Origin of the sequence: Rhizobium sp. NZLR1b, assembly GCF_019685155.1 — a bacterium.
GTDB lineage: Bacteria > Pseudomonadota > Alphaproteobacteria > Rhizobiales > Rhizobiaceae > Rhizobium.
Map to the genome: position 1 here is coordinate 158,920 of NZ_JABDWC010000002.1, position 24,824 is coordinate 183,743.

At 61.3% G+C, this 24,824-nt stretch carries 23 protein-coding genes and 1 pseudogene; 13 read left to right on the forward strand and 11 right to left on the reverse strand.

Annotated features, from left to right (window positions below; all coding sequences use genetic code 11):
* Positions 1-97: 97 nt before the first annotated feature.
* The 5 genes and pseudogenes from HJB84_RS03025 to rfbA all read left to right on the forward strand — a co-directional run bounded on the left by HJB84_RS03025 (position 98) and on the right by rfbA (position 5,509).
* Positions 98-2,109: pseudogene (locus HJB84_RS03025) on the forward strand (glycosyltransferase family 1 protein).
* Positions 2,099-2,677 carry a dTDP-4-dehydrorhamnose 3,5-epimerase gene (gene rfbC, locus HJB84_RS03030; protein WP_207583728.1) on the forward strand — a complete coding sequence of 193 codons (579 nt, stop codon included), beginning with the start codon at positions 2,099-2,101 and terminating at the stop codon, positions 2,675-2,677. Before HJB84_RS03025 ends, rfbC begins: the two are co-directional and overlap by 11 nt.
* A 6-nt stretch (positions 2,678-2,683) precedes the next feature.
* On the forward strand, positions 2,684-3,739 hold the full coding sequence (gene rfbB / locus HJB84_RS03035; RefSeq protein ID WP_221115245.1) for a dTDP-glucose 4,6-dehydratase: 1,056 nt from the start codon (positions 2,684-2,686) through the stop codon (positions 3,737-3,739).
* Between the two features lie 2 nt (positions 3,740-3,741).
* The gene (rfbD, locus tag HJB84_RS03040) at positions 3,742-4,629 is read left to right on the forward strand and encodes a dTDP-4-dehydrorhamnose reductase (RefSeq protein ID WP_207583726.1); all 888 of its coding nucleotides are present in this window, start codon (positions 3,742-3,744) and stop codon (positions 4,627-4,629) included.
* Between the two features lie 10 nt (positions 4,630-4,639).
* A complete protein-coding gene (rfbA, locus tag HJB84_RS03045; protein WP_207583725.1) occupies positions 4,640-5,509 on the forward strand; it encodes a glucose-1-phosphate thymidylyltransferase RfbA in 870 nt (289 codons plus the stop codon).
* Positions 5,510-5,555: 46 nt separating this feature from the next.
* On the opposite strand, the gene HJB84_RS03050 is transcribed toward rfbA, so the two are convergent.
* From HJB84_RS03050 to HJB84_RS03080, 7 genes are all read right to left on the reverse strand, one after another.
* Positions 5,556-6,167, reverse strand: a complete 612-nt coding sequence (locus tag HJB84_RS03050; RefSeq protein WP_221115246.1) for a riboflavin synthase — start codon at positions 6,165-6,167, stop codon at positions 5,556-5,558.
* Entirely contained in the window at positions 6,167-7,480 is a 1,314-nt protein-coding gene (gene ribD / locus HJB84_RS03055) for a bifunctional diaminohydroxyphosphoribosylaminopyrimidine deaminase/5-amino-6-(5-phosphoribosylamino)uracil reductase RibD (protein ID WP_221115247.1), read from the reverse strand. Before ribD ends, HJB84_RS03050 begins: the two co-directional genes overlap by 1 nt.
* 3 nt (positions 7,481-7,483) lie before the next feature.
* Positions 7,484-7,960 (reverse strand): transcriptional regulator NrdR, encoded by a 477-nt coding sequence (gene nrdR / locus HJB84_RS03060; protein WP_003547190.1) that lies wholly within the window; start codon positions 7,958-7,960, stop codon positions 7,484-7,486.
* A 9-nt stretch (positions 7,961-7,969) separates the two neighbouring features.
* The gene (gene glyA / locus HJB84_RS03065; RefSeq protein ID WP_207583722.1) at positions 7,970-9,268 is read right to left on the reverse strand and encodes a serine hydroxymethyltransferase; all 1,299 of its coding nucleotides are present in this window, start codon (positions 9,266-9,268) and stop codon (positions 7,970-7,972) included.
* A 215-nt stretch (positions 9,269-9,483) separates the two neighbouring features.
* Positions 9,484-10,785 (reverse strand): murein L,D-transpeptidase, encoded by a 1,302-nt coding sequence (locus HJB84_RS03070; protein ID WP_221115248.1) that lies wholly within the window; start codon positions 10,783-10,785, stop codon positions 9,484-9,486.
* 441 nt (positions 10,786-11,226) lie between these two features.
* Complete coding sequence (gene ldtR / locus HJB84_RS03075; RefSeq protein WP_007626316.1) at positions 11,227-11,742, reverse strand: transcriptional regulator LdtR; 516 nt, start codon at positions 11,740-11,742, stop codon at positions 11,227-11,229.
* A 128-nt stretch (positions 11,743-11,870) separates the two neighbouring features.
* On the reverse strand, positions 11,871-12,308 hold the full coding sequence (locus HJB84_RS03080) for a DUF6163 family protein (RefSeq protein WP_207583720.1): 438 nt from the start codon (positions 12,306-12,308) through the stop codon (positions 11,871-11,873).
* Positions 12,309-12,536: 228 nt separating this feature from the next.
* Here HJB84_RS03080 and hemB point away from each other — a divergent pair, with 228 nt between their 5' ends.
* The 6 genes from hemB (at position 12,537) to HJB84_RS03110 (ending at position 16,621) form a co-directional block, all read left to right on the forward strand.
* Positions 12,537-13,550 carry a porphobilinogen synthase gene (gene hemB, locus HJB84_RS03085; RefSeq protein WP_207583719.1) on the forward strand — a complete coding sequence of 338 codons (1,014 nt, stop codon included), beginning with the start codon at positions 12,537-12,539 and terminating at the stop codon, positions 13,548-13,550.
* Positions 13,551-13,622: 72 nt separating this feature from the next.
* The gene (locus HJB84_RS03090) at positions 13,623-14,081 is read left to right on the forward strand and encodes an RDD family protein (RefSeq protein WP_207583718.1); all 459 of its coding nucleotides are present in this window, start codon (positions 13,623-13,625) and stop codon (positions 14,079-14,081) included.
* Between the two features lie 207 nt (positions 14,082-14,288).
* Positions 14,289-15,065 (forward strand): arginyltransferase, encoded by a 777-nt coding sequence (locus HJB84_RS03095; RefSeq protein ID WP_207583717.1) that lies wholly within the window; start codon positions 14,289-14,291, stop codon positions 15,063-15,065.
* Positions 15,066-15,953, forward strand: coding sequence for a DMT family transporter (locus tag HJB84_RS03100; protein ID WP_207583716.1), 888 nt, complete (start codon positions 15,066-15,068; stop codon positions 15,951-15,953).
* A 57-nt stretch (positions 15,954-16,010) separates the two neighbouring features.
* On the forward strand, positions 16,011-16,232 hold the full coding sequence (locus tag HJB84_RS03105; protein ID WP_221115249.1) for an AbrB/MazE/SpoVT family DNA-binding domain-containing protein: 222 nt from the start codon (positions 16,011-16,013) through the stop codon (positions 16,230-16,232).
* Positions 16,232-16,621, forward strand: a complete 390-nt coding sequence (locus HJB84_RS03110; protein WP_221115250.1) for a type II toxin-antitoxin system death-on-curing family toxin — start codon at positions 16,232-16,234, stop codon at positions 16,619-16,621. The genes HJB84_RS03105 and HJB84_RS03110 overlap by 1 nt, the downstream gene beginning before the upstream one ends.
* Here HJB84_RS03110 and HJB84_RS03115 read toward each other — a convergent pair.
* Together HJB84_RS03115 and parC are read right to left on the reverse strand one after the other, a co-directional pair.
* Positions 16,611-17,069 (reverse strand): SRPBCC domain-containing protein, encoded by a 459-nt coding sequence (locus tag HJB84_RS03115; RefSeq protein WP_207583713.1) that lies wholly within the window; start codon positions 17,067-17,069, stop codon positions 16,611-16,613. The genes HJB84_RS03110 and HJB84_RS03115 overlap by 11 nt on opposite strands.
* Before the next feature lie 223 nt (positions 17,070-17,292).
* The gene (gene parC, locus HJB84_RS03120) at positions 17,293-19,548 is read right to left on the reverse strand and encodes a DNA topoisomerase IV subunit A (protein WP_207583712.1); all 2,256 of its coding nucleotides are present in this window, start codon (positions 19,546-19,548) and stop codon (positions 17,293-17,295) included.
* A 235-nt stretch (positions 19,549-19,783) separates the two neighbouring features.
* Between parC and HJB84_RS03125 the strand changes: the two genes are divergently transcribed.
* Positions 19,784-20,971 carry a hypothetical protein gene (locus HJB84_RS03125; protein ID WP_221115251.1) on the forward strand — a complete coding sequence of 396 codons (1,188 nt, stop codon included), beginning with the start codon at positions 19,784-19,786 and terminating at the stop codon, positions 20,969-20,971.
* Between the two features lie 88 nt (positions 20,972-21,059).
* Here HJB84_RS03125 and HJB84_RS03130 read toward each other — a convergent pair whose 3' ends face one another.
* Positions 21,060-21,701, reverse strand: coding sequence for a TetR/AcrR family transcriptional regulator (locus HJB84_RS03130; protein ID WP_207583710.1), 642 nt, complete (start codon positions 21,699-21,701; stop codon positions 21,060-21,062).
* 66 nt (positions 21,702-21,767) lie between these two features.
* Here HJB84_RS03130 and HJB84_RS03135 point away from each other — a divergent pair, with 66 nt between their 5' ends.
* The gene (locus HJB84_RS03135; protein WP_221115252.1) at positions 21,768-22,937 is read left to right on the forward strand and encodes a serine hydrolase; all 1,170 of its coding nucleotides are present in this window, start codon (positions 21,768-21,770) and stop codon (positions 22,935-22,937) included.
* A 62-nt stretch (positions 22,938-22,999) separates the two neighbouring features.
* Here HJB84_RS03135 and aspS read toward each other — a convergent pair whose 3' ends face one another.
* Complete coding sequence (gene aspS / locus HJB84_RS03140; protein WP_221115253.1) at positions 23,000-24,790, reverse strand: aspartate--tRNA ligase; 1,791 nt, start codon at positions 24,788-24,790, stop codon at positions 23,000-23,002.
* Positions 24,791-24,824 lie beyond the last annotated feature (34 nt).

Consider the following 24,824-nt stretch of genomic DNA (forward strand, 5'->3'; position numbering starts at 1 on the left):
CGCAAGCTTCAACTCAAATAGTAGGCACCAAACAGGCTCGAATTGCCGTTCTGCGGATTGCCTATGCAGACGGTAACCATTCGCGAAGGACAAAACCTTGACGATCAATCAGCCCATTTCCGCTCTACCGGCCGGTCTTCCTGATCTGGCGCTTCTCACGGAGAAGGCTGCCGGCACGGGATCCGTGATTATCTATCAGCCTTATCTCGATCCTTCGCAGCGCAGTCAGCTCGATGCCGCTGCCATGCCGCTCGACATCTCGTTCAATACGCACGCTACGACCCGCGAATATGAGCTCTTCCTCACCCTGCATCAGCATCACGAGGCGATCGGCCTCGGCGACGACGTGTTCTGGGGGCTGCTCTCCAGCAAATTCGAGATGAAGTCGGTGACGAGCTTCCCGTCCTTTGTCACCGAGGCGGAAAAGGCCAGGGCAGAGGGTGCGGATGCCTATCTTTACAATCCGCTGATCGGCCACGCGGCGATCTACAGCAATGTCTGGGAACATTCGCTGCTTGGCGGTCACCCCGGCATGGAGCCGATCTTTCTGCATATCCAGGAGCTCGGCTATCCGATCGCGCCGCCGCAGGACAAGACTGCCTTCATGTTCTGCAACTATTTCTGCGGCAATCGGAAATTCTGGTCCGGGTATATCGCCTTTTGCGAACGCATTCTCGAGTCGCTGGAAAACCAGGCGTGCGCTGGCACGGCCGCGGGCACCGCCTATGCCGGCACGGCTCACTATTCACGCGATGCCAACGCGACGATGCGCCCCTTCGTGATCGAGCGTCTGCTCGGGCTTTATGTCCAGCAGGCCATCGCCTCCGGATTGAAGATCGCCGCCTTCGTACCGACCGTTGCCGATTTCGAATGGAAGTTCGGTGTCCGCCTCGGCCGGTTGCTGCATGGCCTCTTCGCCGCCAAGGAAGCCTTTCTACGGAGCCGTGACGAGGCTCTCCTGACCACGTGGCAGCAAGGCCGCCAGCCGCTCATCAAGCAGCCGCATCTGATTTGGGGGGCTGATGATCCGCCCGGCTGGATGCCGCGCGGCCAATTCATCGGCGACCGCGAATTGATGCGCGCCCATGCTCCGCAGGCTTCAGGCGCCTCTCCGGTGCAGCAGCTGCAGGTACGGACGGACAGGCCCGCTATCCCAGCCGCGCCGAAAATCGAGCAGCCGCTCCACAACGCATTGCAGCCCTTTGCCGGCGGGTGGCAGGCACACAAGGACCGTCATTGCATCTGGATCGTGACGCCCGAAAACTACAATCACAGCCACGCCTTCGATGAAGTCGCACTCGGCTTGCAAGGCGCCTTCGAAGAACTCGGCGGCTCGGCACCGATCGTCCGCGACATGGACGCATTGGCCGGCCGTGCGCCGATCATCTACGGCGGCAATCTTCTCGCCCCCGAAATCGTCAGCCATCTGCCGAAGGACAGCGTCGTCATCAATCTAGAGCAGGTGTCCGAAGAAAGCATCTGGATCAATTCGCGCTACACCTCGATCCTGAAATCGCTTCCGGTTCTCGACTACAGCCCGCGCAACCGGGAAAATCTCGCCGCCAAGGGCATTGATCACGCCGGTGTCCTCGAAATCGGTTATAGCCGCTGCCTCAGCCAGATACAGCACGCCCCCGTCAAAGATATCGAAGTGCTCTTCTACGGCTCGATAAACGAACGCCGCCACCATATCCTGACGACGCTGAAGGACGGCGGGCTCAAGGTCGCGCATCTCTTCAACATCTATGGTGCGGAACGCGATGCGGCGATTGCCCGCGCCAAGATCGTCATAAACATCCATCATTATGCGAGCGGCGTCTTCGAGATCGTCCGCATTTCCTATCTGCTCGCCAATCGCGTTTGCGTGCTGACGGAAGGCGACATCAACGATCCAGACCTCCAACCCTTCATCGGCGGCTTGGCAATTGAGCCCTATGACGACATGATCAAGCGCTGCTACAAGCTGATCGCAGATGCCGACGAGCGCGATGCCATTGCCGCGACAGGCCTTGCGGCCATGCGGAGCCGCTCGCAGGCGGACATGCTGATGAGCGTCATGAAGGCTGGCGCCTGATGAAGGCCGCAGAAAAGGTACGTCATGCGCATTGAGGCCGCGGCCATCGAGGGCATCGTCGCAATTACGCCGCCACGCTTCGGCGATCACCGCGGCTACTTCTCCGAGGTATTCAAGGATGCCTGGTTCCGGGAAAATGTGGCCGACGTCACGTTCATCCAGGACAATGAATCGCTTTCGGCGCAGGCCGGCACCGTCCGGGGGCTGCATTTCCAGATCCCGCCCTTCGCACAGGGCAAGCTGGTGCGCTGCCTTGCCGGCCGGATCATGGATGTCGTCGTCGATATTCGCGAGGGATCACCGAGCTTCGGCAAATGGCTCTCTCAGGAGCTCTCGCCGGAGACCGGCAAGCAGCTCTGGATACCGGCCGGTTTCGCACACGGATTCGCAACGATCGAGCCGAACAGCGTCATCAGCTACAAGGTAACCGCACCCTACAGCCCGCAGCATGATCGGGGCATCGCGTGGAACGATCCGGTGATCGGCATTCGCTGGCCCTTCGATGAGAGAGACATGGTGTCGTCCGACAAGGACAAGACGCTGCCGCGGCTCGCCGATCTGCCAGGCCATTTTTCCTATTCAGCACAGCAACCCCAGGATTGATCGACGATGCGCATACTGGTCACGGGCGGAGCGGGCTTCATCGGATCGGCATTGGTGCGCCATCTCGTCAGCGAGATCGGCGCCGAGGTAATGAATGTCGACACGCTGACCTATGCCGGCAATCTGGCATCGCTGACATCCGTCGAATCGGCGCCGAACTATCAATTCCTGCGCGCCGACATCTGCGACCGCGCCGGGATGCAGGAAGCATTCGAGTCCTTCCGCCCTGATACCGTCACGCATCTCGCGGCAGAGAGCCATGTCGACCGCTCGATCTCTGGCGCGGCCGATTTCATTCAGACCAACATCGTCGGCACATTCAGCCTGCTGGATGTCGCACGGCACTATTGGGATGGGCTTGACGCCCGCCGCAAGAGTGCCTTCCGCTTTCTGCACGTCTCGACGGACGAGGTCTACGGCTCGCTCGGCGATGAGGGCCTGTTCGAGGAGACGACGCCTTACGATCCGTCCTCGCCCTATTCCGCCTCCAAGGCCGCGAGCGACCATCTGGCGATCGCCTGGCACCGCACCTACGGCCTGCCCGTCGTCGTCTCCAATTGCTCCAACAACTACGGCCCGTTCCATTTCCCGGAAAAGCTCATTCCGCTGACGATCCTGAACGCGCTGGAGGGCAAGCCTCTTCCGGTTTACGGCAACGGCGCAAATGTCCGCGACTGGCTCTATGTCGAAGACCACGCCCGCGCGCTCTTCACCATTGCATCCAGAGGGCGCCCCGGCGAAAAATACAATGTGGGCGGCCGCAATGAGCGCAGGAACATCGATGTCGTTCATCGCATCTGCGCTATTCTCGACGGCGTCTACAGTGACAAGGCACCGCATGCACGTCTGATCACCAACGTCACGGATCGCCCCGGACACGACGCACGCTATGCGATCGATGCCTCGAAACTCGAAGGCGAACTCGGCTGGAAAGCGCAAGAGACCTTCGAAACCGGCATCGAGAAGACCGTGCACTGGTACCTGGAAAACGAATGGTGGTGGAGGCCGCTGCGCGAAAACGTCTACTCCGGCGAACGCCTCGGCGTTTTCAAGGAAGGATAGCGATGCGCATCGCCGTCACCGGCAAACGGGGCCAGGTCGTTCAGTCGCTGCTCAGACGTGGCGCCGAAACGGGCGTCGAAATCAGCGCGGTCGGGCGCCCGGAAATGGACCTCGCGAATCCCGAAAGCATCGCAGCCGCCTTTCCGGCTCTGCGCCCGGATGTGATCGTCTCGGCCGCCGCCTATACGGCGGTCGACAAGGCCGAGAGCGAAGCTGAGCTTGCTTTTTCCGTCAACGCGGCGGGCGCCGGGGCGGTTGCCGAGGCTGCCGCGCGGATCAGGGTCCCGATCATCCACATTTCGACCGACTATGTCTTCAGCGGCGACAAGGCCTCCGCGTATTCTGAAGAGGATACGACGGCGCCGATCTCCGTCTACGGACGTTCGAAGCTTGCGGGCGAGACGGCCGTCGCGGCGGCGAACCCGAACCACGTCATCTTGCGCACCGCCTGGGTCTATTCGCCCTTTGGCACCAATTTCCTGAAAACGATGCTGCGACTTTCCGAGACGCGCGATCATCTCCGTGTTGTCGCCGATCAGACGGGATGCCCGACCTCGGCACTCGACATCGCCGACGCGATTCTTGCGATAGCAACCCGTATCGTAGCGGACCCTGCGCCATCGCTCCGCGGCACCTTTCACCTGACCGGCAGCGGCGAAGCAAGCTGGGCTGATTTCGCCGAAGAGATATTCACGGAGCTTTCTAAATCCGGCGGCAGAAACATCGGCGTCGAGCGCATCCCAACGGCGGACTATCCGACACCGGCGAAGCGTCCCGCCAATTCACGTCTCAACGGCGACAAGCTCGCCAGGACATATGGAATCCGGCTCCCGGAGTGGAAGCAGTCTATGACGATTGTCATGCAAGACCTTTTGAATAAAGGTCTTTAAGGAGATGGGCATGAAGGGCATTATTCTCGCCGGCGGCACAGGCACGCGTCTGCATCCGATCACGCAGGCGGTCTCGAAACAGTTGATGCCGGTCTACGACAAGCCGATGATCTACTATCCGCTGACGACGCTCATGCTCGCGGGCATCAGGGAGCTGCTGATCATCACCACGCCTCACGACGTCGAAGCCTTCAAGCGCCTTCTCGGCGACGGCTCGCAATGGGGAATTTCGCTGACCTATGCCGTACAGCCGAGTCCGGACGGCCTCGCCCAGGCCTTCATCATCGGCGCCGACTTCTTGCACGGCGACAGCTCGGCACTCGTTCTCGGCGATAACATCTTCTACGGGCACGGACTGCCGGAAATCATGAAGTCCGGCACGAGCCGGCGGGAAGGAGCGACGGTGTTCGCCTATCACGTCACCGATCCGGAACGCTATGGCGTTGTCGGCTTTGACGAAAAGATGAATGCGCTGTCGATCGAGGAAAAACCGAAAGAGCCAAAATCGAACTGGGCGGTGACCGGCCTCTATTTCTACGACCAGCAGGTGGTCGATATCGCCGCCAACCTGAAGCCGTCACCGCGCGGCGAATTGGAAATTACCGATGTCAACCGCACCTATCTTGAGCGCGGCCAGCTTTTCGTGGAGCTGATGGGCCGGGGCTATGCCTGGCTCGACACCGGCACGCCGGACAGCCTGCACGATGCCGCAGGTTTCGTCAGCACGCTGGAGAAACGCCAGGGCTTCAAGATCGCCTGCCCCGAGGAAGTCGCCTGGCGCATGGGTTACATCTCGCAGGGCGACCTCGCCAAGCTCGCGGAGAAGCTCGGCAAGAGCGCCTACGGCCAGTATCTGACGAAGCTGTCCCCGGATTGGTGAGCTATTTGACCGGCGCGCGCCCTGGAAACCGGTACAGGTTTTCGATTCAGGCGCTCGGGAATTCAGCCAGCCGGGCGGCGTAACGCGCCATGGTGTCGACTTCGAAATTGACGAAATCGCCGGCCTTACGCTCGCCCCAGGTGGTGACCTCGAGCGTGTGGCGGATGAGCAGCACGTCGAAATCCGTGCCGTCGACCGCATTGACCGTCAGCGAGGTGCCGTCGAGGGCGATCGACCCCTTGGGGGCGACGAATTTGGCCAGATGCTCCGGCGCTCGCAGACGGTAGCGTGTGGCGTCGCCCTCCGATGTCACAGAGAGGATTTCCGCCTTGCCGTCGATATGGCCGGAAACGATGTGGCCGCCGAGTTCATCGCCGATCTTCAGCGACCGTTCGAGATTGATGCGGCTGCCTTCCCGCCAGGTGCCGATCGTCGTCAGCCGCAACGCCTCTTCCCAGGCCTCAACCTCGAACCAGCGGCCGTTGCTGCCTTCGTCAGGAAGTGCGGTGACGGTCAGGCAAATGCCGGCATGCGAGATCGAGGCGCCCATATCGATTGTCGTCGGGTCATAGGCGGTCGCGACCCGCAGCCGGATACCTTCCTTCAGCGGGGAAACGGATTCGACCGTGCCGACATCGGTGACTATTCCGGTAAACATCAAAGCCCTCTTTCGTATTCGTCCAGGTGATCTTCGCCGAACATCAGCGTGCCCGTATGGGCAAAACCCGATGGTATGTCGGTTGCATCAAGCGGCGATTCAATACCGCCTTCGCCGATGACGAAAGGCGCCCGGTAAAGCTGGATGCGATCGACGAGGCCCGCCTCGAGGAAAAGCCGCGCGGTCTTGGCGCCGCCCTCGACCAGGAGCGAGGAAATCCCGCGTGTTGCCAAGGCCGGCAACAGGACTTCCGGGCGATAGGGATTGCAGTAGACGATCTCGACACCGGCGGCTTCGAGTGCGGTGCGTCGGGAGTCCAAGTCCGTAGCGGCGGCGGGTGCGTTACCCCCCTCCGCCCTGCCGGGCATCTCCCCCACAAGGGGGGAGATTGGCTGGGCGCTCGCTCCCAGCTCCACATCCGGCGAAGACGATCCGTTGCTAACAGAAGCCGGGGAATTCGGGTCTCGCTCCTTGCCGATCTCTCCCCTTGTGGGGGAGATGTCCGGCAGGACAGAGGGGGGTAACCCCTCGGCATCCGCCGTCAATGGCGAAACATCCTCACTCGCGACCAAGATCACCGGCACTTGCCGCGCCGTCGTGACCAGCTTGCTCGTCAGCGGCAATGCCAGCGACGGATCGAGCACAATGCGGATGGGTGACTGCGCTTCAAGACCTGGCGTCCGCACCGTCAGCAGCGGATCGTCTGATAGCGCGGTGCCGATGCCGACGAGGATCGCGTCGGTTTCGGCGCGCAGCGCCTGCACCTCAGCGCGGGCTTCTGGGCCGGTGATCGCCACTTGGCCCGCCCCTTGACGGCCGATCATGCCGTCGGCAGAAACGGCAAGCTTGAGAGTCACATAGGGCCGATTCTTCGTCTGGCGGGTGAGATAACCGGCGAGCGAACGCCGGCCTTCCGCCTCCAGCACGCCGGAATCCACCTCGATGCCGGCATTGCCCAGTATGGCGATGCCGCGGCCGGAGACGCGCGGATCGGGATCGGTGACGCTGATCACGACGCGGGCAACGCCATAGGCAATCAGCGCCTCGGCGCAGGGCGGCGTCTTGCCGTGATGCGAACAGGGCTCGAGCGTCACATAGGCGGTGGCGCCGCGGGCAAGCGCGCCGGCCTCGGCGAGCGCCTGCGTCTCGGCATGCGGGCGGCCGCCCACAGCGGTGACCGCACGACCGACGATGACGCCGTCCCTGACGATCAGGCAGCCGACGGAGGGATTGGTGGCGGTGCGGCCGAGATGCCGGCGCGACAGGCGAATCGCCGCCGCCATGAAATTCTCGTCATGCGGCGTGACGCTCATGGCTCACCTATCCAGCGGGTCGCGGGCGATCTTGGCGTTGATTTCGGAAATCACCTTTTCGAAATCCTCGGCGAGCGAGAAATCCCGATAGACCGAGGCGTAGCGCACGAAGCCGACATCATCGAGGCTCTTCATCGCTTCGAGCACCTGCAAGCCGATCTGCTCGGAGGAGATTTCGGTCTCGCCGGAGCTTTCCAGCCGGCGAACGATGCCGGAAACGGCGCGCTCGATGCGGTCACGCTCGACCGGGCGTTTGCGCAGCGCAACTTCGAAGGAGCGCACCAGCTTGTCGCGGTCGAAGGGCACCTTGCGGCCGGTCTTCTTGATGACCATCAGCTCGCGCAGCTGCACACGCTCGAAGGTGGTGAAACGGCCGCCGCAATCCGGACAGATACGCCGCCGGCGGATGGACGTGTTGTCCTCCGCCGGGCGCGAATCCTTGACCTGAGTATCTTCCGAACCGCAATAGGGGCAGCGCATCGCTACTCCTTATCCCATGTAGTCGTACATTGGAAAGCGGTCTGTGAGGTTGACCACCTTACCACGCACGGCGGCTTCGACGGCGGCATTGCCTTCATCGGAATTGGCGACTTTCAGGCCGTCGAGAACCTCGACGATCAGATTGCCGATTTCGCGGAATTCGGCTTCCTTGAAGCCGCGCGTCGTACCGGCCGGCGCGCCGAGACGTACGCCCGAGGTGACGAAGGGCTTTTCCGGATCGAAGGGAATGCCGTTCTTGTTGCACGTGACGTAAGCGCGGCCGAGAGCTGCCTCAGCGCGTTTGCCGGTGGCGTTCTTCTTGCGCAGGTCGACCAGCATCAGATGGTTGTCTGTGCCGCCGGAGACGACGTCGAGGCCGCCCGCCATCAGCGATTCGGCAAGAGCCTTGGCGTTCTTGACGACCTGGGCGGCGTAATCCTTGAACTCAGGCTGCAGCGCCTCGCCGAAGGCGACGGCCTTGGCGGCAATGATGTGCATCAGCGGTCCACCCTGCAGACCGGGGAAAACGGCCGAATTGAATTTCTTCGCCAGATCCTCGTCATTGGTGAGGATGACACCGCCGCGCGGGCCGCGCAGCGACTTGTGGGTCGTCGTCGTCGCAACATGGCAATGCGGGAATGGCGACGGATGCTGGCCGCCAGCAACGAGGCCGGCAATATGGGCCATGTCGACCATCAGGTAAGCGCCGACCGAGTCGGCGATTTCGCGGAACCGCTTCCAGTCCCAGATACGGGAATAGGCAGTGCCACCGGCAATGATCAGCTTCGGCTTGGTTTCCTTGGCCTTGCGCTCGACTTCATCCATGTCGAGCAGGTTGTCGCCTTCACGCACGCCATAGGAGACGACGTTAAACCACTTGCCGGACATGTTGACCGGCGAACCATGCGTGAGGTGGCCGCCCGAATTCAGGTCGAGGCCCATAAACGTATCGCCGGGCTGCAGCAGCGCCAGGAACACGGCCTGGTTCATCTGCGAGCCGGAATTCGGCTGGACGTTGGCGAAATTGACGCCGAACAGCGTCTTGGCGCGTTCGATCGCCAGCTCCTCGGCGATATCGACGAACTGGCAGCCGCCGTAATAACGCTTGCCGGGATAACCCTCGGCATATTTGTTGGTCATGATGGAGCCCTGAGCTTCCAGCACGGCGCGGGAGACGATGTTCTCGGAAGCGATCAGTTCGATCTCGTGCCGTTGGCGACCGAGTTCCTTTCCGATCGCACCGAAAATCTCGGGATCGACGTCCGCAAGCGAGCGGTTGAAGAAGGACTCGGTGGAAGCATTGGTCATGGGCGGGCTCCTCAACTGGAATGCGCTGAGGTATTAGCCTTCCGCTGTGGCAAGGGCAATACGAAGAACGACATTTGCTGAGCAAACCGCGCGCTTCCGCTCTTTTGCGGCCGCGCCGCGCCGAAGACGAGCGGTCACGTTACCGAGCGCCCGCCCCGGCATAAAAAACCGCGCCGGGAAGGCGCGGTTTGAAGATGCGATGCAGAGGCCGCCGCCTACTGGACCGGCTGTTCCATGCCGGCCGTCGTATCGAGCGCCAGCTCGGCATTGCCGTCCATCTGGTAGATGTCGTCGCGGAACTGGACGACGCCGTCCGGCATGCCCCAGGCCGAGATGTAGACGAAATAGACAGGAACTTCGGTGCCGAGTTTGATCGGCGTGTTGACGCCGGTTGCGATCACCTGCTCCATCTGCTGACGGTTCCAGCCGGGGGTCTCTCGCAGCAGCCAGTTCGTCAGGTCGCGCACGTTCTGGACGCGGACACAGCCCGACGATTCGAAGCGCATCAGCTTGTTGAACAGGCCCTGCTGCGGCGTGTCATGCATGTACTCGCCGTTCTTGTTATAGAAGTTGATCTTGGTCGACGCCATGGCGTTGATCTTGCCGGGGTCCTGACGGAACATCAGGTTCGGCGCCTCGCCGTTCCAGTCGACGGTCTCGGGGGCGACTTCATTGCCCTTGCCGTCGATCAGGCGGATGGCGTTCTTTTCGAGATAGGTCGGATCCTTGCGCATCAGCGGCATGATGTCCTTCTCGACAATCGAGCGCGGCGCGGTCCAATAAGGATTGAGGATGACCTCGTAGATCTTCGAGTTGACGAGATGAGTCGGGCGGCTCAAGCGGCCGACAACCGCGGTGTGGCGCGTTGCGACACTGCCGTCTTCAACGGCCTCGACATAGGCAGCCGGAATGTTGACCATCACGTGGCGGCGGCCGAGGTCCTCGGGAAACGTCTGCAGGCGGATGATATTGGTGTTCAGCTGCTGCAGGCGAACGTCGGCCGGGATGTTCAGCGCCTTCAGCGTGAATTCGCCGAGGACACCGTCGGACGGCAGGCCGTGGCGTGCCTGAAAGCGCTTGACGGCGCCGTCGACGTAGGAATCGAAGGCGCTCGACATTCCGGCCTCGCGCGGCAAGTCGCCGGTTATCGCCAGACGCTGGCGTAGCGCCTGGACTGCGGGATGGCTGACGCCGAGCAGCAGGCGCTGGTCGCCGGGATTGACTTCAGGCCAGCCGCCGGCAGCCGCGATCTGCTGATACTGCGTGATCGCCTGCTGGGCGCTGGCGACCGATTGGGGCCCAAGGATCGGGGTATTGGAAACGACGGCGCTTGCCGTACGCGAAGCCGCCTTGGCGTCAAACTGGTCGTCCCAGTTGCCGCGGCGCGGTGCATTGATCAGCGTATCGAGCGCCGATTGCGCGAAGGCCGGTGCGGCAATCGCGCTGGCGCCAACTGTTGCCGCGGACGCAAGGAAAGCGCGGCGCGAGAGAGCTTCAATTCCGTTTTTCTTCGACATAGTCCCAACCACTGAATGCGGCGATAAAGAGAAGCCGCGGCTCTTTGAGATATCACTGCGCTTTAACGCAGATCTCCGTGCATTTGTTGTCCCGGCACATCAAAACTTTCCGCTTGCCCCATCACAAGATTGCGATGCGACAGCCTGAGCGTCCTGATCGGTCCATTGAAAGCGCCGGTTGTTAAGCCTTCCGCTGCCACACCAATATGGCCAATTCGTGTTATCGGGCCGAAAGACGGATGACCCGGCTACCGGAAATACGACACAACGAACCATGACGCGCTAAACCGTGCCGGTTAATAACGGCTAAAAGACGGCTTGAATACCGCGATAATGCTTGCCCGCCTTTGCGTTGCAAAGATGCCACTCGACAGCAAACGGCAAAACCGGACGCGCAGGGACACGTCCGGTTTTCTGCAACCCTGAAGGAGGTCAAGGGTCTTAGAGGCGATACATGATGCTGTCGTTCCAGAAGCGGTCCAGACGCTGGAGCAGCTTGTTCATCTGGGTGAATTCGTCGGTGCCGATGCCGCCGACCTTGTCGATCGAGGTGATGTGGCGTTCGTAGAGCTTGCCGACCGTTTCGGCGATGTCCTGGCCGGTTTCGGTCAGGCTGATGCGGACCGAGCGACGGTCGATGCGCGAGCGCTGGTGGTTGATGAAGCCGAGGTCGACCAGCTTCTTGACGTTGTAGGAAACGTTGGAGCCGAGATAGTAGCCACGCGAGCGCAGCTCGCCGGCGGTCAGCTCGGAATTGCCGATGTTGAAAAGGAGCAGCGCCTGGATGGCGTTGACGTCGCTGCGACCCTGACGGTCGAACTCGTCCTTGATGACGTCGAGAAGACGGCGGTGAAGACGTTCAACAAGATGAAGGGATTCCATGTAAAGATCACGGATGCCCTGATCCTGCTGGTCACGGAAGTTCGATACCGCCTGCGGCTTGATTTTCGTGTTCATATTGACTGCCTCACTGTTTGTTTGGCGGTGTGTTTTCTTCCCGCCTTGAGTGAGACCCTATCGAATACATATAAAATTCGACTTAAACCGCAGGCTTAACGGAGCCTTACCGGTAACCCCACGTTGTCTCAGGGTAAATCAACACTTACCTGGCGGCGATGGCGGCGCTTTTCCAACCAGAGCAGCAGGCGGAAAATCCAGTAAACCACGGCGACAATGACATGCAGCAGGATGATCAGCCTGTTGGGGCCGAAAATATCCGGCAACAGGCCATACATCAGGATTTGCCCGCCGGCAGCCAGCACCCAGATGACCGGACCCCAGGAGACGGTGAGCCAGAGGCCGAGGGAGGCGACGGGAAAAAGTACGGCGAGGCTGGTGCTCGCCACCTTCCATGGCAGGCTCAAAAGATCGAAGCGGCCGGCGCCGACCAGCGAATAGCCGACGAGCATTGCCCAATATTGCAGGCCGAACCAGAAGCAGGATATGGCAACCAGTCTCAGAAAGAGAATGAAGAGGATATCCGCCAGTGTGCGTTTCGGTATCGTCGGGGAATCGGTTTCCATAGCGCAGACATCGGTTTGGGGTTGCATCTTCTTAAAGAGCGCCACGCGTCTGTCGACGCGCAAACGACGCTCTATCATATCGAGTGCGCGCATAATGCCGAAAAATCGACTTTGATTTCGGCATTATGCGCCAGGTTTTTCCGCCGCGGCCAATCGCCCGGTTTGGATTTTCAAGGCGCCATGATAATGAGCGCTCCAATAAATGGAATGGCCCAGGGGGCAGATATCATGCAGGACAGGACGCATCTCGTCGACGACATCACCGGCCATCGCCGCATGCGGCGCAACCGCAAGTCGGACTGGACACGCCGGCTGGTGCAGGAAAACCGGCTGACGGTCGACGACCTGATCTGGCCGATTTTCATCGTGCCAGGTTCCGGCATCGTCGATCCGATCGCGGCCATGCCGGGGGTCAACCGCATGAGCATCGACAAGGCGGTCGAGGCCGCACGCGAAGCGGCCGGCCTCGGCATTCCCGCGATTGCCACCTTTCCGAACATCGAGATGGAACTGCGCGACGAGACCGGCTCGAACAGCCTCGAAGCCAACAATCTGATCAATCAGGCGACGGCGGCGATCAAGAAGGCGGTGCCCAATATCGGCGTCATCACCGACGTCGCGCTCGATCCCTTCACCAGCCACGGCCATGACGGTATTCTGAGAGACGGCGAGATCGTCAACGACGAGACGGTCGATCAGGTAGCACGTGCCGCGGTGATGCAGGCGGATGCGGGCGCCGACATCATTGCGCCATCGGAGATGATGGACGGACGCATCGGTGCGATCCGCATGGCGCTCGATGCGGCCGGCCACCAGAGCGTCGGCATCATGAGCTATGCGACGAAATTCGCCTCCGCCTTCTACGGCCCCTATCGCGAGGCGATCTCGACCGGCGGGCTGCTGAAAGGCGACAAGAAGACCTATTATATCGACCCGGCCAACGGCACCGAGGCGATCCGCGATGCGGCCCTGGACGTCGAGGAAGGCGCCGACATGCTGATGGTCAAGCCCGGCCTGCCCTATCTCGACATCTGCTGGCGGATGAAGGAGGCCTTCGGCCTGCCGACCTTCGCCTACCAGGTCTCCGGCGAGTACAGCCAGATCAAGGCGGCGGCGATGAACGGCTGGATCGATGGCGAACGGGCAATGCTCGAAACGCTGCTGTCGTTCAAGCGGGCGGGATGCGACGGTATCCTCACCTATTTCGCGATCGAGGTGGCGAAAATCCTCAGCAGGCGATGAATCCGGCAGAAATGTTGTATTTGGTTCTGCCGATACCATATCTGCGGCATCGCTTTTCCGCAGGAGATTGAGATGAGCTACAACCCCAATCCGCTTTATGCCGCACCGGAGGACTGGCGCACCTATAGCGGCGTGTTGAGCCGCCGTGTCTTCGCCTTCATCCTCGACTATCTGATCGTGCTGCTGCTGTGCATCCCCGCGGCGATCGTGCTGTTCTTCCTGTCGATCGTCACGCTCGGGCTCGGCTTCCTGCTCTACCCTGCCCTCTTCGTCATCGTCGCCGGCATCTACTTCGGCCTGACTGTCGGCGGGCGGAGCCAGGCCTCGCTCGGCATGCGCGCAATGGGGATCGCCATCGTGCGCGTCGACGGTCGGCCGATGGATTTCCTGACGGCAATCGTGCATCTGGCGCTGTTCTGGATCCTCAACTCGGTGCTGACGCCGCTCATCCTGCTTGCCGGCCTGTTTACCGAACGCAGCCGTCTCATCCACGACCTGCTGGTCGGCACCGCAACGGTCCGCACGGCCTGAGCGTTGGGCCGAGATCACGGCTGAAACCACTAGGCGGAGACGAAATAAAGTCTCCGCTTTCTCTTTGCCCGGGGGCGCGAGCGCTCCATATCTAAAATTAGAAGACCGATATGAACGGCGAGAACCGTCCCGCTGTTGACGTTTTTTATTCTTAGGTCATGCTGTCAGGAAACGGCACGGTCTCGACAAAGGAAATTTCCGCGACAGATGAATACGCAGACAACGCCATCTCCGCAGTTTTATCTGACGGCTCCGGCTACGTGTCCGTATCTGCCGCATGAGATGGAGCGTAAGGTGTTTACCCATCTGGTAGGGCCCCGCGCTGCCGAGATGAACGACATCTTGACGCAGGGCGGTTTCCGCCGCTCCCAGAATATCGCCTACCGCCCGGCCTGCGAATCCTGTCGCGCCTGCGTTTCCGTGCGCATTCTCGCCCAGGAATTCGAGCCAACAAAATCGATGAAGCGGGTGCTTGCCGCCAACTCCGATGTCATCGCCACCGAATTTACAGCCCAGCCCTCCAGCGAGCAATATTCGCTTTTCCGGCGTTATCTGGATTATCGCCACCAGCAGGGCGGCATGTCAGACATGACGGTGCTCGACTACGCGATCATGGTCGAAGACACGCATGTGAATACGAGAATCGTCGAATACCGCCAGCGTGAAGAAGGCTCCGGACTGGAGCAGCGGCCGAAGGGCGAGCTGCTTGGCGCCGCTCTTACCGACACGATGAGCGACGGGCTATCGATGGTCTATTCCTACTTCAATCCCGATCTCGAGCGGCGTTCGCTCGGCACCTTCATGATTCTCGACCATGTCAGGCGCACGAAGGCGCTCGGCCTACCGCATGTCTATCTCGGCTACTGGGTTCAAGGATCGCGAAAAATGGACTACAAGACACGCTTCCAGCCGCAGGAACATCTGACGCCGCGCGGCTGGGAACGTTTCGATCCCGCATCCATGCCCGAAAGCCCCCACGACTGAATGTTCTCCACCGCTCTTTCCGATCACCGGAAGGGCCTCCTGCTGACGGCGATCGGCGGGCTGGCGCTTTCCATGGATATTCCGCTGATGCGGCTTGCGGACGGCGAGCTGTGGTCGATCCTTGCCGCGAGGAGCATCGCGACGCTGGGTGTGACGTTGCTGGTCGTCGCAGTGCTGCGGATCTTGAACGGGCGCTGGCCGCTGCTCGTGCCGGGCTGGCCGGGCCTCGTCACCGGCCTGCTCTACGGACTGACGACGGTGATCTTTCTTCTCGCCGTCTTCAACACGTCGACGGCCAATGTCGTGTTCATCGTCGCCTTCAATCCGATGTTCGCCGCCCTTCTTTCCTGGATTTTCCTGAAAGAACGGCCGGCGCCGGCAACGCTGATCGCCATGGCGACGATGATCTTCGGCGTCGGCCTGATCGTGCGGGACGGGCTTTCGGGCGGCCATCTGTTCGGCGACATCATGGCGCTGCTGACCGCCTTCATCATTGCCGCCGCCATCACCATCAGCCGCGCTTCCCGCCGCGACATGGGCTTTGCCTCGCTGCTTTCGACGGTGCTGCCGGCGGCGGTCGGACTCGCCTTGGTCATGCCGGCCGGCGGTTTTTCGATCGAGCATCCCGGTTGGATCCTCTTTAACGGCGCGGTCGTGATGCCGCTTGCCTTCTGGTGTCTGGCGACGGGGCCGCGTTACCTCTCCGCGCCCGAAGTCGGCATGTTCTACCTGCTCGAAACCGTGCTCGCACCGATCTGGGTCTGGCTGATCTTTGCGGAAACCCCGGCAACCATGACCCTGGTCGGTGGTGGCATCCTGGTGGCGGCGATCGCGGCACATTCGGTCTGGATGGCGCGGCGGAGAAGCATCCCGCAACCGGCGGAGTAGATGAGTCGTCTCTTTGTCTCCATGTTATAACGTCGTTATTACACTGAGGGTAAAACGATGAACGTCACGATCCGTAGGATCGGCAATTCCGAGGGAATTATCATCTCCAAGGAGGTTCTCGACCGGCTTGGATTGAAGTCCGGTGATTCGCTGGAAATGCAGGTTGAAAATGGCGGCATCACTTTGAAGCCGACTGACGAGGATTTGTCGCGTCAGCTCGAGGCCGCACGATATTTCATGGACAAGTATAAGGTCGCTTTGAAAAAGCTCGCCGAATAATGGCCTTCAAATTCCTGACGAGGCCCTTGGTCGAGAGCCTGCAGAAAATGCAGATCGATCGCTTCGGCGGACTTGCTGGATTGAGTGACGATGGCGCGCTGGGGTCTGCTCTCGACCGGCCGATGCACAAGGCGCATTGTGGCTGCGACGACGTCATCGAACTCGCCGCCGCCTATCTTTTCGGCCTTGCCCGCAACCACGCCTTCGTAGACGGTAACAAGCGGATTACGATCGTAACTGCAGGTGTTTTCCTTCTCGAAAACGGCTACGAGATCGAAACGACCGACGCCAATCTCTACGCCTTCGTGCTTGCCGTCGCCACCGGCGAGATCGACGAAGAAGGTGCTGCCCGCTTCCTCAGGGATTTCAGCGTACCGCTCAACCCGTAGCCTTCATCTGCTGCTGTTCCAGCTCCCTGCCCAGCCCTTCGACCACATGCGCCCAGCCTCGCCGGGTCTTCTCCTCGTGTTCGGCCCACTCGGCGCACATTTCGTGGGTCAGCGTCAGACGGCTGCCGCCGCCGAGAGGCTCGATGTCGATTTCGACACGGTCGCAATTGTGATCATGCTCTTCGACGGAGAAGCTGAAGACCATGCGTTGCGGGCGCTTCAGTTCCAGGAAGACACCCTGGTGAAAGGCGTCGCCTGTGGGACGGCGGTCGACGACGAAGAAACGACCGCCGACATGCGGATCGATATCGGCGCGGATGACATGACCGTCGTCGGTGGCAAACAGGAAGCGGCGGGCGATTTCGGGGTTGAGCCAGGCGTCGTACACCACAGACGGCGGCACGCTGTAGGTTTGGCTCACATGCAATTTGATGGTGCTGGCGGGCATCGATTTTCCTCCGGTAAGGGCGCGCGCACTTTTTCAAGTGCACGGGTCGCGGCCATTTCGCCCGCCTGCGAAAACCGGCCTTATCCTATTTTTGCTGACAGGAATTAGATAGAGGATTTGCCACGCCCGCCAAGAGCCGGGCACGGAAATATAATTCCTCTAATCGGTACTGATCTAAAGAATTATGCAGAAAATCAAAGCGTTACAGCCAAAACGTCTCGCCTCAGCCGGCAAATTTACCGCTGCGCGGAAAACCCTTCGGCACGGTGCGGCCGGCGGTGGCGCGGTCGGACAGCCATTCGGCAAGCTCGTCCTTGTTCTTCGTGAAGGTGCGGCCGGCGCTGTCTTCCCAAACGAGGCCGGTTGATATCGCGAAGCAGCGGACGTCGGAAATGCCGCCATCCTTGTAGCGTTGCAGACGCACGCCCTTGCCGCGCGACATTTCCGGCACCTGCGCCAGCGGAAAGACCAGCAGCTTGCGGTTTTCGCCGACGACGGCGACATGATCGCCGCCGACGGGCACGAGCAGCTGCGTTTCCTCGGGCAGCGCGACGTTCATGATCTGCTTGCCCTTGCGGGTATTGGCGACCAGCTCGGCCTCCGGAACGACGAAGCCGTTGCCGGCTGTGGAGACGATCAGCCGCTTGCGCGAGGGATCGTGAACGAAAGCGGTCAGCACCGCCTGGTCGTTGTCCATGTCGATGATGATGCGCAGCGGCTCGCCGTGACCGCGACCGCCCGGCAGCTTGTCACCGCCGAGCGTAAAGGCCTTGCCGCCTGTGGTGACGATCAGGATCTTGTCCGTCGTCTGCGCCGGGAAGGCCAGCTTCAAGCCGTCGCCTTCCTTGAAGGTCAGCGTCGCCGTATCGGCGATATGGCCCTTCAGCGCGCGGATCCAGCCCTTTTCGGAAATGACGACGGTGATCGGTTCCTTCTCGATCATCGCCTGCTGGATTGCTTCCTCGTCGGTTTCGGGTGCGTCGGCAAACTGGGTACGGCGGCGACCGACCTCGGTCGCCTTGGCGAATTTCTTCTTCACTTCGCCGATTTCCCAGGCGACCGTCTGCCATTGCTTGTCGTCGGAGGCAAGCAGCGCCTCGATCTCACCCTTTTCCTTGGTGAGTTCGTCGAATTCCTTGCGGATCTCGAACTCCTCGAGCTTGCGCAAGGCGCGCAGCCGCATGTTGAGGATCGCCTCGACCTGAATGTCGCTGAGATCCCAGCGCGCCATCATCACCGGCTTCGGCTCATCCTCCTCGCGGATGATCTTGATCACCTCGTCGATGTTGAGATAGGCGATCAGAAGGCCGCCGAGGATTTCGAGGCGCCTGTCGATCGCCGCCAGGCGGAAGCGCGAGCGGCGCTGCAGGACCTCGCGGCGGTGATCCAACCACTCCTTCAGCACTTCGTTCAGCGCCATGACCCGCGGGATGCGGCCCATGGACAGCACGTTCATGTTGAGCGGGAAGCGGCTTTCCAACTCCGTCAGCTTGAACATCGATTCCATCAGGATCGTCGGATCGACGCTACGGGTCTTCGGCACCAGGACGACACGGATGTCCTCGGCCGATTCGTCGCGGATATCTTCCAGCAGCGGCAGCTTGCGGGCGATCAGCAGTTCGGCGATCTTCTCGATCAGCCGCGATTTCTGCACCTGGAAGGGAATTTCGGTGATGACGATCTGGTAGCCACCTCGGCCGAGATCTTCCGTCTGCCATTTCGCCCGTACGCGGAAACCGCCGCGGCCGGTGCGGTAACTCTCGATGATGCTGTCGCGGCTGTCGATGATGATGCCACCGGTCGGGAAGTCCGGGCCGGGAATGAATTCGACGAGCTTTTCGACGGTCGCATCGGGATGTTTGATCAGATGCAGTGCGGCGTCGCAAAGTTCGTGGGCATTGTGCGACGGGATCGAGGTCGCCATGCCGACGGCGATGCCGGAGGAACCGTTGGCGAGCAGGTTCGGGAAGGCGCCGGGAAGGACGACCGGCTCGGAATTCGACTCATCGTAGGTATCGCGGAAATCGACGGCATCCTGATCGATGCCTTCGAGCAGCAGTTCGGAGACCGCCGTCATCTTCGATTCAGTGTAACGCATGGCGGCTGGACTGTCGCCATCGATATTGCCGAAATTGCCCTGGCCGTTGACCAGCGTGTAGCGCTGCGAGAAATCCTGGGCGAGACGAGCAAGCGCGTCGTAGATCGATTGGTCGCCGTGCGGATGGTAGTTACCCATCACCTCGCCGACGATCTTGGCGCATTTCCTGAAGGCCGAAGTCGGCCGCAAGCCCATCTCGTTCATCGCATAGACGATGCGGCGGTGAACGGGCTTCAGACCGTCGCGCACGTCAGGCAGGGCGCGGTGCATGATGGTCGACAGCGCATAGGCGAGATAGCGCTGCTCGAGCGCCGCCTTGAGGTCGACCGGTTGGATGTGATCGTCGTCTCCGCCGGAAGGCGGCAAAATCTCTTGTCCCATAGGTTCTGACTAGCCCAGAAGAGGCTGCTGGGCAAGGAATCCAGGTCATAGCAGCTGTGGATGAAGTCTTGGCACCGACATCAAAGGATGAGACAAACGTTCCGCCGCAATTCGGATTTCGTTTGCCGTTCCTTTCAACGGAAATTTAGAAGTCCGCAAATATAAAGCAGGCCCAATCCGTAGTAGCGTAACTGCAGATTTCCAACCGCCATCACGCCACCAGAGGAATCACCCCATGAACTTTTACCGGACAACGCGGCTGATGCTGTCGGGCGCCGCCATTTTCTCGCTCGCCGGCTCGGCTTTCGCTCTCGATGGCACCGATCTGCTGAAAAAGATCAATGCCGCCTATGCCGCCCAGGGCGGGACGATTGCCGCTGAGGCCGTCGATATCGACGGCACGACCGTGACGTTGAAGAATGTCACCGTCAAGCCGACCGGTGGCGAAAGCCTGCCGATCGGCGAAATCACCCTTTCCGGCGTCGAAGAAGACGAGGATGGCGGCTATTACATCGAAGAAGCGGCCTTCCCCGACATCAACAAGACGGGAGACGGCGTTACCGTGACGGCGCAGGAGCTGACGCTCGGCGGCATCTCCGTGCCGGCAACGGCGGGCGGCGACACGCTCGACACGATGATGCTCTATGAAACCGCCCACACCGGCCCGGTGAAGGTGGTCAAGGACGGGGCGGAAGTGTTCTCGCTGCTCGAAACCAACATGAACCTGACGCTGCGCGAAGACGAATCCGGCTTCGATTTCGACGGCGCCTTCAAAAGCATGAAGGCCGATCTCACCAAGACCGAGGATGCGCAGAGCAAGGATGCGATCGAGAAGCTCGCCCTGCAACACGTCCAGGGCGACATCACCATGAAGGGCGCCTGGGAACTCGCCCCCGGCACGATCGACGTTTCGGAATTCGCCTTCGACGTCACCAACGTCGGCAAGCTGAACCTCGGCTTCAAGATCTCGGGCTATACGATGGCCTTCATGAAATCGATGCAGGATGCGATGAAGGAATCCGAAGCTGGTGCGAACAAGGACCAGTCGCAGCAGGCGCTGGGCCTCGCCATGCTCGGCCTGATGCAGCAGCTTTCCTTCGAGGCCGCGCAGGTGCGTTTCGAAGATGCCTCGATCACCAAGCGTGCGCTGGATTATGCCGGCTCGCAGCAGAACATGTCGGGCAAGCAGATGGCGGATTCGCTGAAGGCGATGACGCCGATCATGCTGGCGCAGCTCAATATCCCGGAACTGCAGAATGCCGTTTCGGCAGCGGTCAATACCTTCCTCGACGATCCGAAGAGCCTGACTGTCAAGGCCGCTCCTGAAAAGCCGGTGCCGTTCCCGACGATCGTCGGTGCCGCCATGGGCGCTCCGAATACGCTGCCGCAGGTGCTCGGCGTCAAGGTTTCGGCCAACGACTGATCGCATCGATCTGATGACGAAAGGCCCGGCAGTGCGTGACTGACCCCAATAGCTGGTGTCAGTCACGATCTGTCGGGCCTTATCGTTTTCAGGCGCGGTGGCGGGCGAGTTCGGCAATGGCGAGACTTGCGATCTCCAGCAATTCCTCAAGCGATGCGCCGTCCCTCGCCTGCACCGACATGCCCTGGACGATAGCGCCGAGGAACCGCGCAAGTGCGCGAGGCTTCGCCTCGGCGCTGATGTCGCCCTCGCGAATGCCGCGCTCGATCCTTGCCGCATAGGCCTCCAGCGACCGACGACGCAGCGCCGCCACGTGGTCGGCGATCAGATCGTTCTCGCTGGCGCAGTTCAGCACAGCCGTCGAGATCATGCAGCCTTTCGGATGTTCCGGCGCCGAAAACCTTGCGGCCGAGCCCCGCAAGATCCGCTCGAAGGCGGAGACGGTATCGATCGGCTCGCCGAGCGCGGAAGAGGTTTCGGCGCCCAGCGCCCGATATTGCTCCAGCGCCGCACGATAGAGATCGGCCTTCGAGTTGAAGGCGGCATAGAGGCTTTGCGGCGTGATGCCCATGGCCGCCGTCAGATCGGCAATCGAGGCGCCCTCGTATCCGTGCGCCCAGAAGGTCTCGCGGGCGGCTGAAAGAACCGTCTCACGGTCGAAGGCGGGAGGGCGACCGCGGCGGCGGGCGGTAGGATTTTTCATGTCTGCACTATTTTTCACAACGATCACTCTAGAAATTCCGCTCCACTTGTCTAATTCAGGAATGGTCATTGTGATTATAGAAGGTTTGATCTGATGAGTCTTCCCCTCGAAACGGCGAATGCCGACAGGAATACCTTGCTTTCGGCTGCCGTCGATACGGCAATAGCAGACGCGCTCGACGAAAAGCGGCTGGTCGGGACGGTCGTATTCGTCGCCCGCGACGGAGAGATCATCCATCGCCGCGCAGCCGGCCTCGCCGACCGCGAAAACGATTTGGCGATGGGCGAGGACACGATTTTCAGGCTAGCCTCCATCACCAAACCAATCGTCACCATCGCTGCGATGCGGCTCGTCGAGCAGGCGAGAATCGGGCTCGACGACCCGGTGACCCGATGGCTGCCGGAGTTCCGCCCGAGGCTGCCCGACGGCAGCGAAGCAACCATTCGCATCCGCCACCTGCTGACCCACACATCAGGCCTCGGCTACGGCTTCTCCGAAGAGGACGGCGGCCCCTATATCAGCGCCGGCATTTCCGACGGCCTCGATCAACCGGGACTGCCGCTCGCCGAAAATCTGCGGCGGATCGCCAGCGTGCCGCTGCGTTTCGCGCCGGGCAGCGACTGGCAGTATTCCCTTGCCATGGATGTTGTCGGCGGCATCATCGAGGCGGAAACCGGCATGCCGTTGGGTGGGGCCGTTGCCGAACTGGTGACGAGACCGCTTGGGCTTGCCGGCACCGCATTTTCGGTTCGTCACCGCAACCGGCTTGCGGCGGCCTATATGGACGCTTCGCCGGAACCGGCGCTGATGGGCGAGAATGCGCTGGTGATGTCGCAGATGGGTCCCATCCGTTTCGCGCCGAACCGCATCTTCGACCCCGCTTCCTATCATTCCGGGGGCGCCGGCATGGCGGGAACGGCGGCTGACGTGCTTTCCGTACTCGAAACCATCCGTAGCGGTGGCGCGCCGCTGCTATCGACGGAAACCGTACGGATAATGATGACGGACCAGGCCGGCGGGCACCGCCAGCAGCACGAACCCGGCTCCGGCTTTGGCTTCGGCTGGTCTGTCATCACCGATCCGGCCGAGGCGGGCGTCCCCTTCCCCAAGGGCACGCTGAAATGGGGCGGCGTCTATGGCCACAGCTGGTTCATCGACCCGGTCAACGGGCTGACCGTCGTTGCGCTGACGAACACGACGCTGGAGGGCATGTGGGGCAAGTTCACGGTCGATCTACGCGAGGCGATCTACGCGGCATTGTGAACGACAGCAAAAAGCCCGACGACATCGGTCGCCGGGCATTTGCATTGGGGATCAGACGATCCTCAGTCCTTCTTGACCGGCGGGATCGGCCGGATCGAGAGTTCACGCAGCTGTGTCGGCGCTGCCGGGCTCGGCGCGCCCATCAACAGATCCTGGGCCTGCTGGTTCATCGGGAACAGCGAGATCTCGCGCAGGTTCTTCGCGCCGACGAGCAGCATGACAACGCGGTCGATACCGAAGGCAGCACCACCATGCGGCGGTGCGCCGTACTGGAAGGCGCGGTAGAGGCCGCCGAATCGGTCTTCGACATCCTGTTGGCTGAGGCCCACCTTCTCGAAGGCGGCGACCATGGTTTCCGGCGACTGGTTACGGATCGAGCCCGAGGCGATTTCGAAGCCGTTGCAGACGGCGTCATACTGGAAAGCCTTGATCGTCAACGGATCCTGGTTCTGCAGTGCGTCTAGGCCGCCCTGCGGCATCGAGAACGGATTGTGGGCGAAATCGACCTTCTTGTCTTCCTCGCTCCATTCGAAGAAGGGGAAATCAACGATCCAGCACAGTTCGAAGCGGTCGCAGTCGACGAGGTTCAGCTCCTCGCCAGCCTTGGTGCGAGCCTCGCCGGCAAACTTGTAGAACTTTTCCGGCTCGCCGGCGACGAAGAAGCAGGCATCGCCATCGCCGAGACCGAGCTGGGTGCGGATGGCGTCGGTGCGCTCCTCGCCGATGTTCTTGGCAAGCGGGCCGGCACCTTCGAGTTTGTCGTTCTCGCTGCGCCAGAAGATGTAGCCGAGGCCGGGCTGGCCCTGGCTCTGCGCCCAGGCGTTCATGCGGTCGCAGAAGGCGCGCGAGCCGCCGGTCTTGGCCGGGATCGCCCAGATCTGAACCTTCGGGTTCGAGGCGATCATGCCGGCGAAGACCTTGAAGCCGGAGCCGGCGAAATGCTCGGTCACGGCTTCCATGACGATCGGGTTGCGCAGGTCCGGCTTGTCCGAACCATATTTGCGGATCGCCTCGTCATAGGGGATGCGCGGCCATTCCTTGGTGACCGGCTTGCCTTCGGCAAACTCCTCGAACACGCTTGTCATCAGCGGGCCCATCGTGTCCCAGACGTCCTCCTGGGTGACGAAGCTCATTTCGAGGTCGAGCTGGTAGAATTCGCCCGGCAGGCGGTCGGCGCGCGGGTCTTCATCGCGGAAGCACGGCGCGATCTGGAAGTAACGGTCGAAACCCGCCACCATCAGCAGCTGCTTATACTGCTGCGGCGCTTGCGGCAGAGCGTAGAAGGTACCGGGATGGATGCGCGAGGGTACGAGGAAGTCGCGTGCGCCTTCCGGCGAAGAGGCCGTCAGGATCGGCGTCGTATATTCGGTGAAGCCGACATTGCCCATTTCTCGGCGCATCGCCGAGATGACCTGGGTGCGCTTGACGATGTTCTTATGCAGCGTTTCGCGGCGAAGATCGAGAAAGCGGTACTTGAGGCGAACGTCTTCCGGATAGTCCGGCTCGCCGAAGACCGGCAGCGGCAATTCCTTGGCGGCGGAGAGCACTTCGATCTCCTGAGCGTAGAGCTCGATTTCGCCGGTTGCCATGGTCCTGTTGACGGTGTCGTCGGTGCGGGCCTTGACGAGGCCGTCGATGCGGATCACCCACTCGCCGCGCACAGTCTCCGCCATCTTGAAGGCCGGGCTGTCGGGATCGGCGACGACCTGGGTAATGCCGTAATGGTCGCGAAGGTCGATGAAGAGAACGCCGCCATGGTCGCGGACCCGGTGGACCCAGCCGGAGATGCGGACGGTCGAGCCGACATCCGTCTTGCGGAGGGCGGCGCATGTGTGGCTGCGATAGCGATGCATGATCTCAAATCCTGGCATGTGGCTTAAGACGGCA

Excerpts from the sequence above, each read along its gene's own strand:
- rfbC (WP_207583728.1), top strand. The coding sequence starts at position 2,099 with ATGCGCATTGAGGCCGCGGCCATCGAGGGCATCGTCGCAATTACGCCG.
- rfbB (WP_221115245.1), top strand. The coding sequence starts at position 2,684 with ATGCGCATACTGGTCACGGGCGGAGCGGGCTTCATCGGATCGGCATTG.
- rfbD (WP_207583726.1), top strand. The coding sequence starts at position 3,742 with ATGCGCATCGCCGTCACCGGCAAACGGGGCCAGGTCGTTCAGTCGCTG.
- rfbA (WP_207583725.1), top strand. The coding sequence starts at position 4,640 with ATGAAGGGCATTATTCTCGCCGGCGGCACAGGCACGCGTCTGCATCCG.
- HJB84_RS03050 (WP_221115246.1), bottom strand. The coding sequence starts at position 6,167 with ATGTTTACCGGAATAGTCACCGATGTCGGCACGGTCGAATCCGTTTCC.
- ribD (WP_221115247.1), bottom strand. The coding sequence starts at position 7,480 with ATGAGCGTCACGCCGCATGACGAGAATTTCATGGCGGCGGCGATTCGC.
- nrdR (WP_003547190.1), bottom strand. The coding sequence starts at position 7,960 with ATGCGCTGCCCCTATTGCGGTTCGGAAGATACTCAGGTCAAGGATTCG.
- glyA (WP_207583722.1), bottom strand. The coding sequence starts at position 9,268 with ATGACCAATGCTTCCACCGAGTCCTTCTTCAACCGCTCGCTTGCGGAC.
- HJB84_RS03070 (WP_221115248.1), bottom strand. The coding sequence starts at position 10,785 with ATGTCGAAGAAAAACGGAATTGAAGCTCTCTCGCGCCGCGCTTTCCTT.
- ldtR (WP_007626316.1), bottom strand. The coding sequence starts at position 11,742 with ATGAACACGAAAATCAAGCCGCAGGCGGTATCGAACTTCCGTGACCAG.
- HJB84_RS03080 (WP_207583720.1), bottom strand. The coding sequence starts at position 12,308 with ATGGAAACCGATTCCCCGACGATACCGAAACGCACACTGGCGGATATC.
- hemB (WP_207583719.1), top strand. The coding sequence starts at position 12,537 with ATGCAGGACAGGACGCATCTCGTCGACGACATCACCGGCCATCGCCGC.
- HJB84_RS03090 (WP_207583718.1), top strand. The coding sequence starts at position 13,623 with ATGAGCTACAACCCCAATCCGCTTTATGCCGCACCGGAGGACTGGCGC.
- HJB84_RS03095 (WP_207583717.1), top strand. The coding sequence starts at position 14,289 with ATGAATACGCAGACAACGCCATCTCCGCAGTTTTATCTGACGGCTCCG.
- HJB84_RS03100 (WP_207583716.1), top strand. The coding sequence starts at position 15,066 with ATGTTCTCCACCGCTCTTTCCGATCACCGGAAGGGCCTCCTGCTGACG.
- HJB84_RS03105 (WP_221115249.1), top strand. The coding sequence starts at position 16,011 with ATGAACGTCACGATCCGTAGGATCGGCAATTCCGAGGGAATTATCATC.
- HJB84_RS03110 (WP_221115250.1), top strand. The coding sequence starts at position 16,232 with ATGGCCTTCAAATTCCTGACGAGGCCCTTGGTCGAGAGCCTGCAGAAA.
- HJB84_RS03115 (WP_207583713.1), bottom strand. The coding sequence starts at position 17,069 with ATGCCCGCCAGCACCATCAAATTGCATGTGAGCCAAACCTACAGCGTG.
- parC (WP_207583712.1), bottom strand. The coding sequence starts at position 19,548 with ATGGGACAAGAGATTTTGCCGCCTTCCGGCGGAGACGACGATCACATC.
- HJB84_RS03125 (WP_221115251.1), top strand. The coding sequence starts at position 19,784 with ATGAACTTTTACCGGACAACGCGGCTGATGCTGTCGGGCGCCGCCATT.
- HJB84_RS03135 (WP_221115252.1), top strand. The coding sequence starts at position 21,768 with ATGAGTCTTCCCCTCGAAACGGCGAATGCCGACAGGAATACCTTGCTT.
- aspS (WP_221115253.1), bottom strand. The coding sequence starts at position 24,790 with ATGCATCGCTATCGCAGCCACACATGCGCCGCCCTCCGCAAGACGGAT.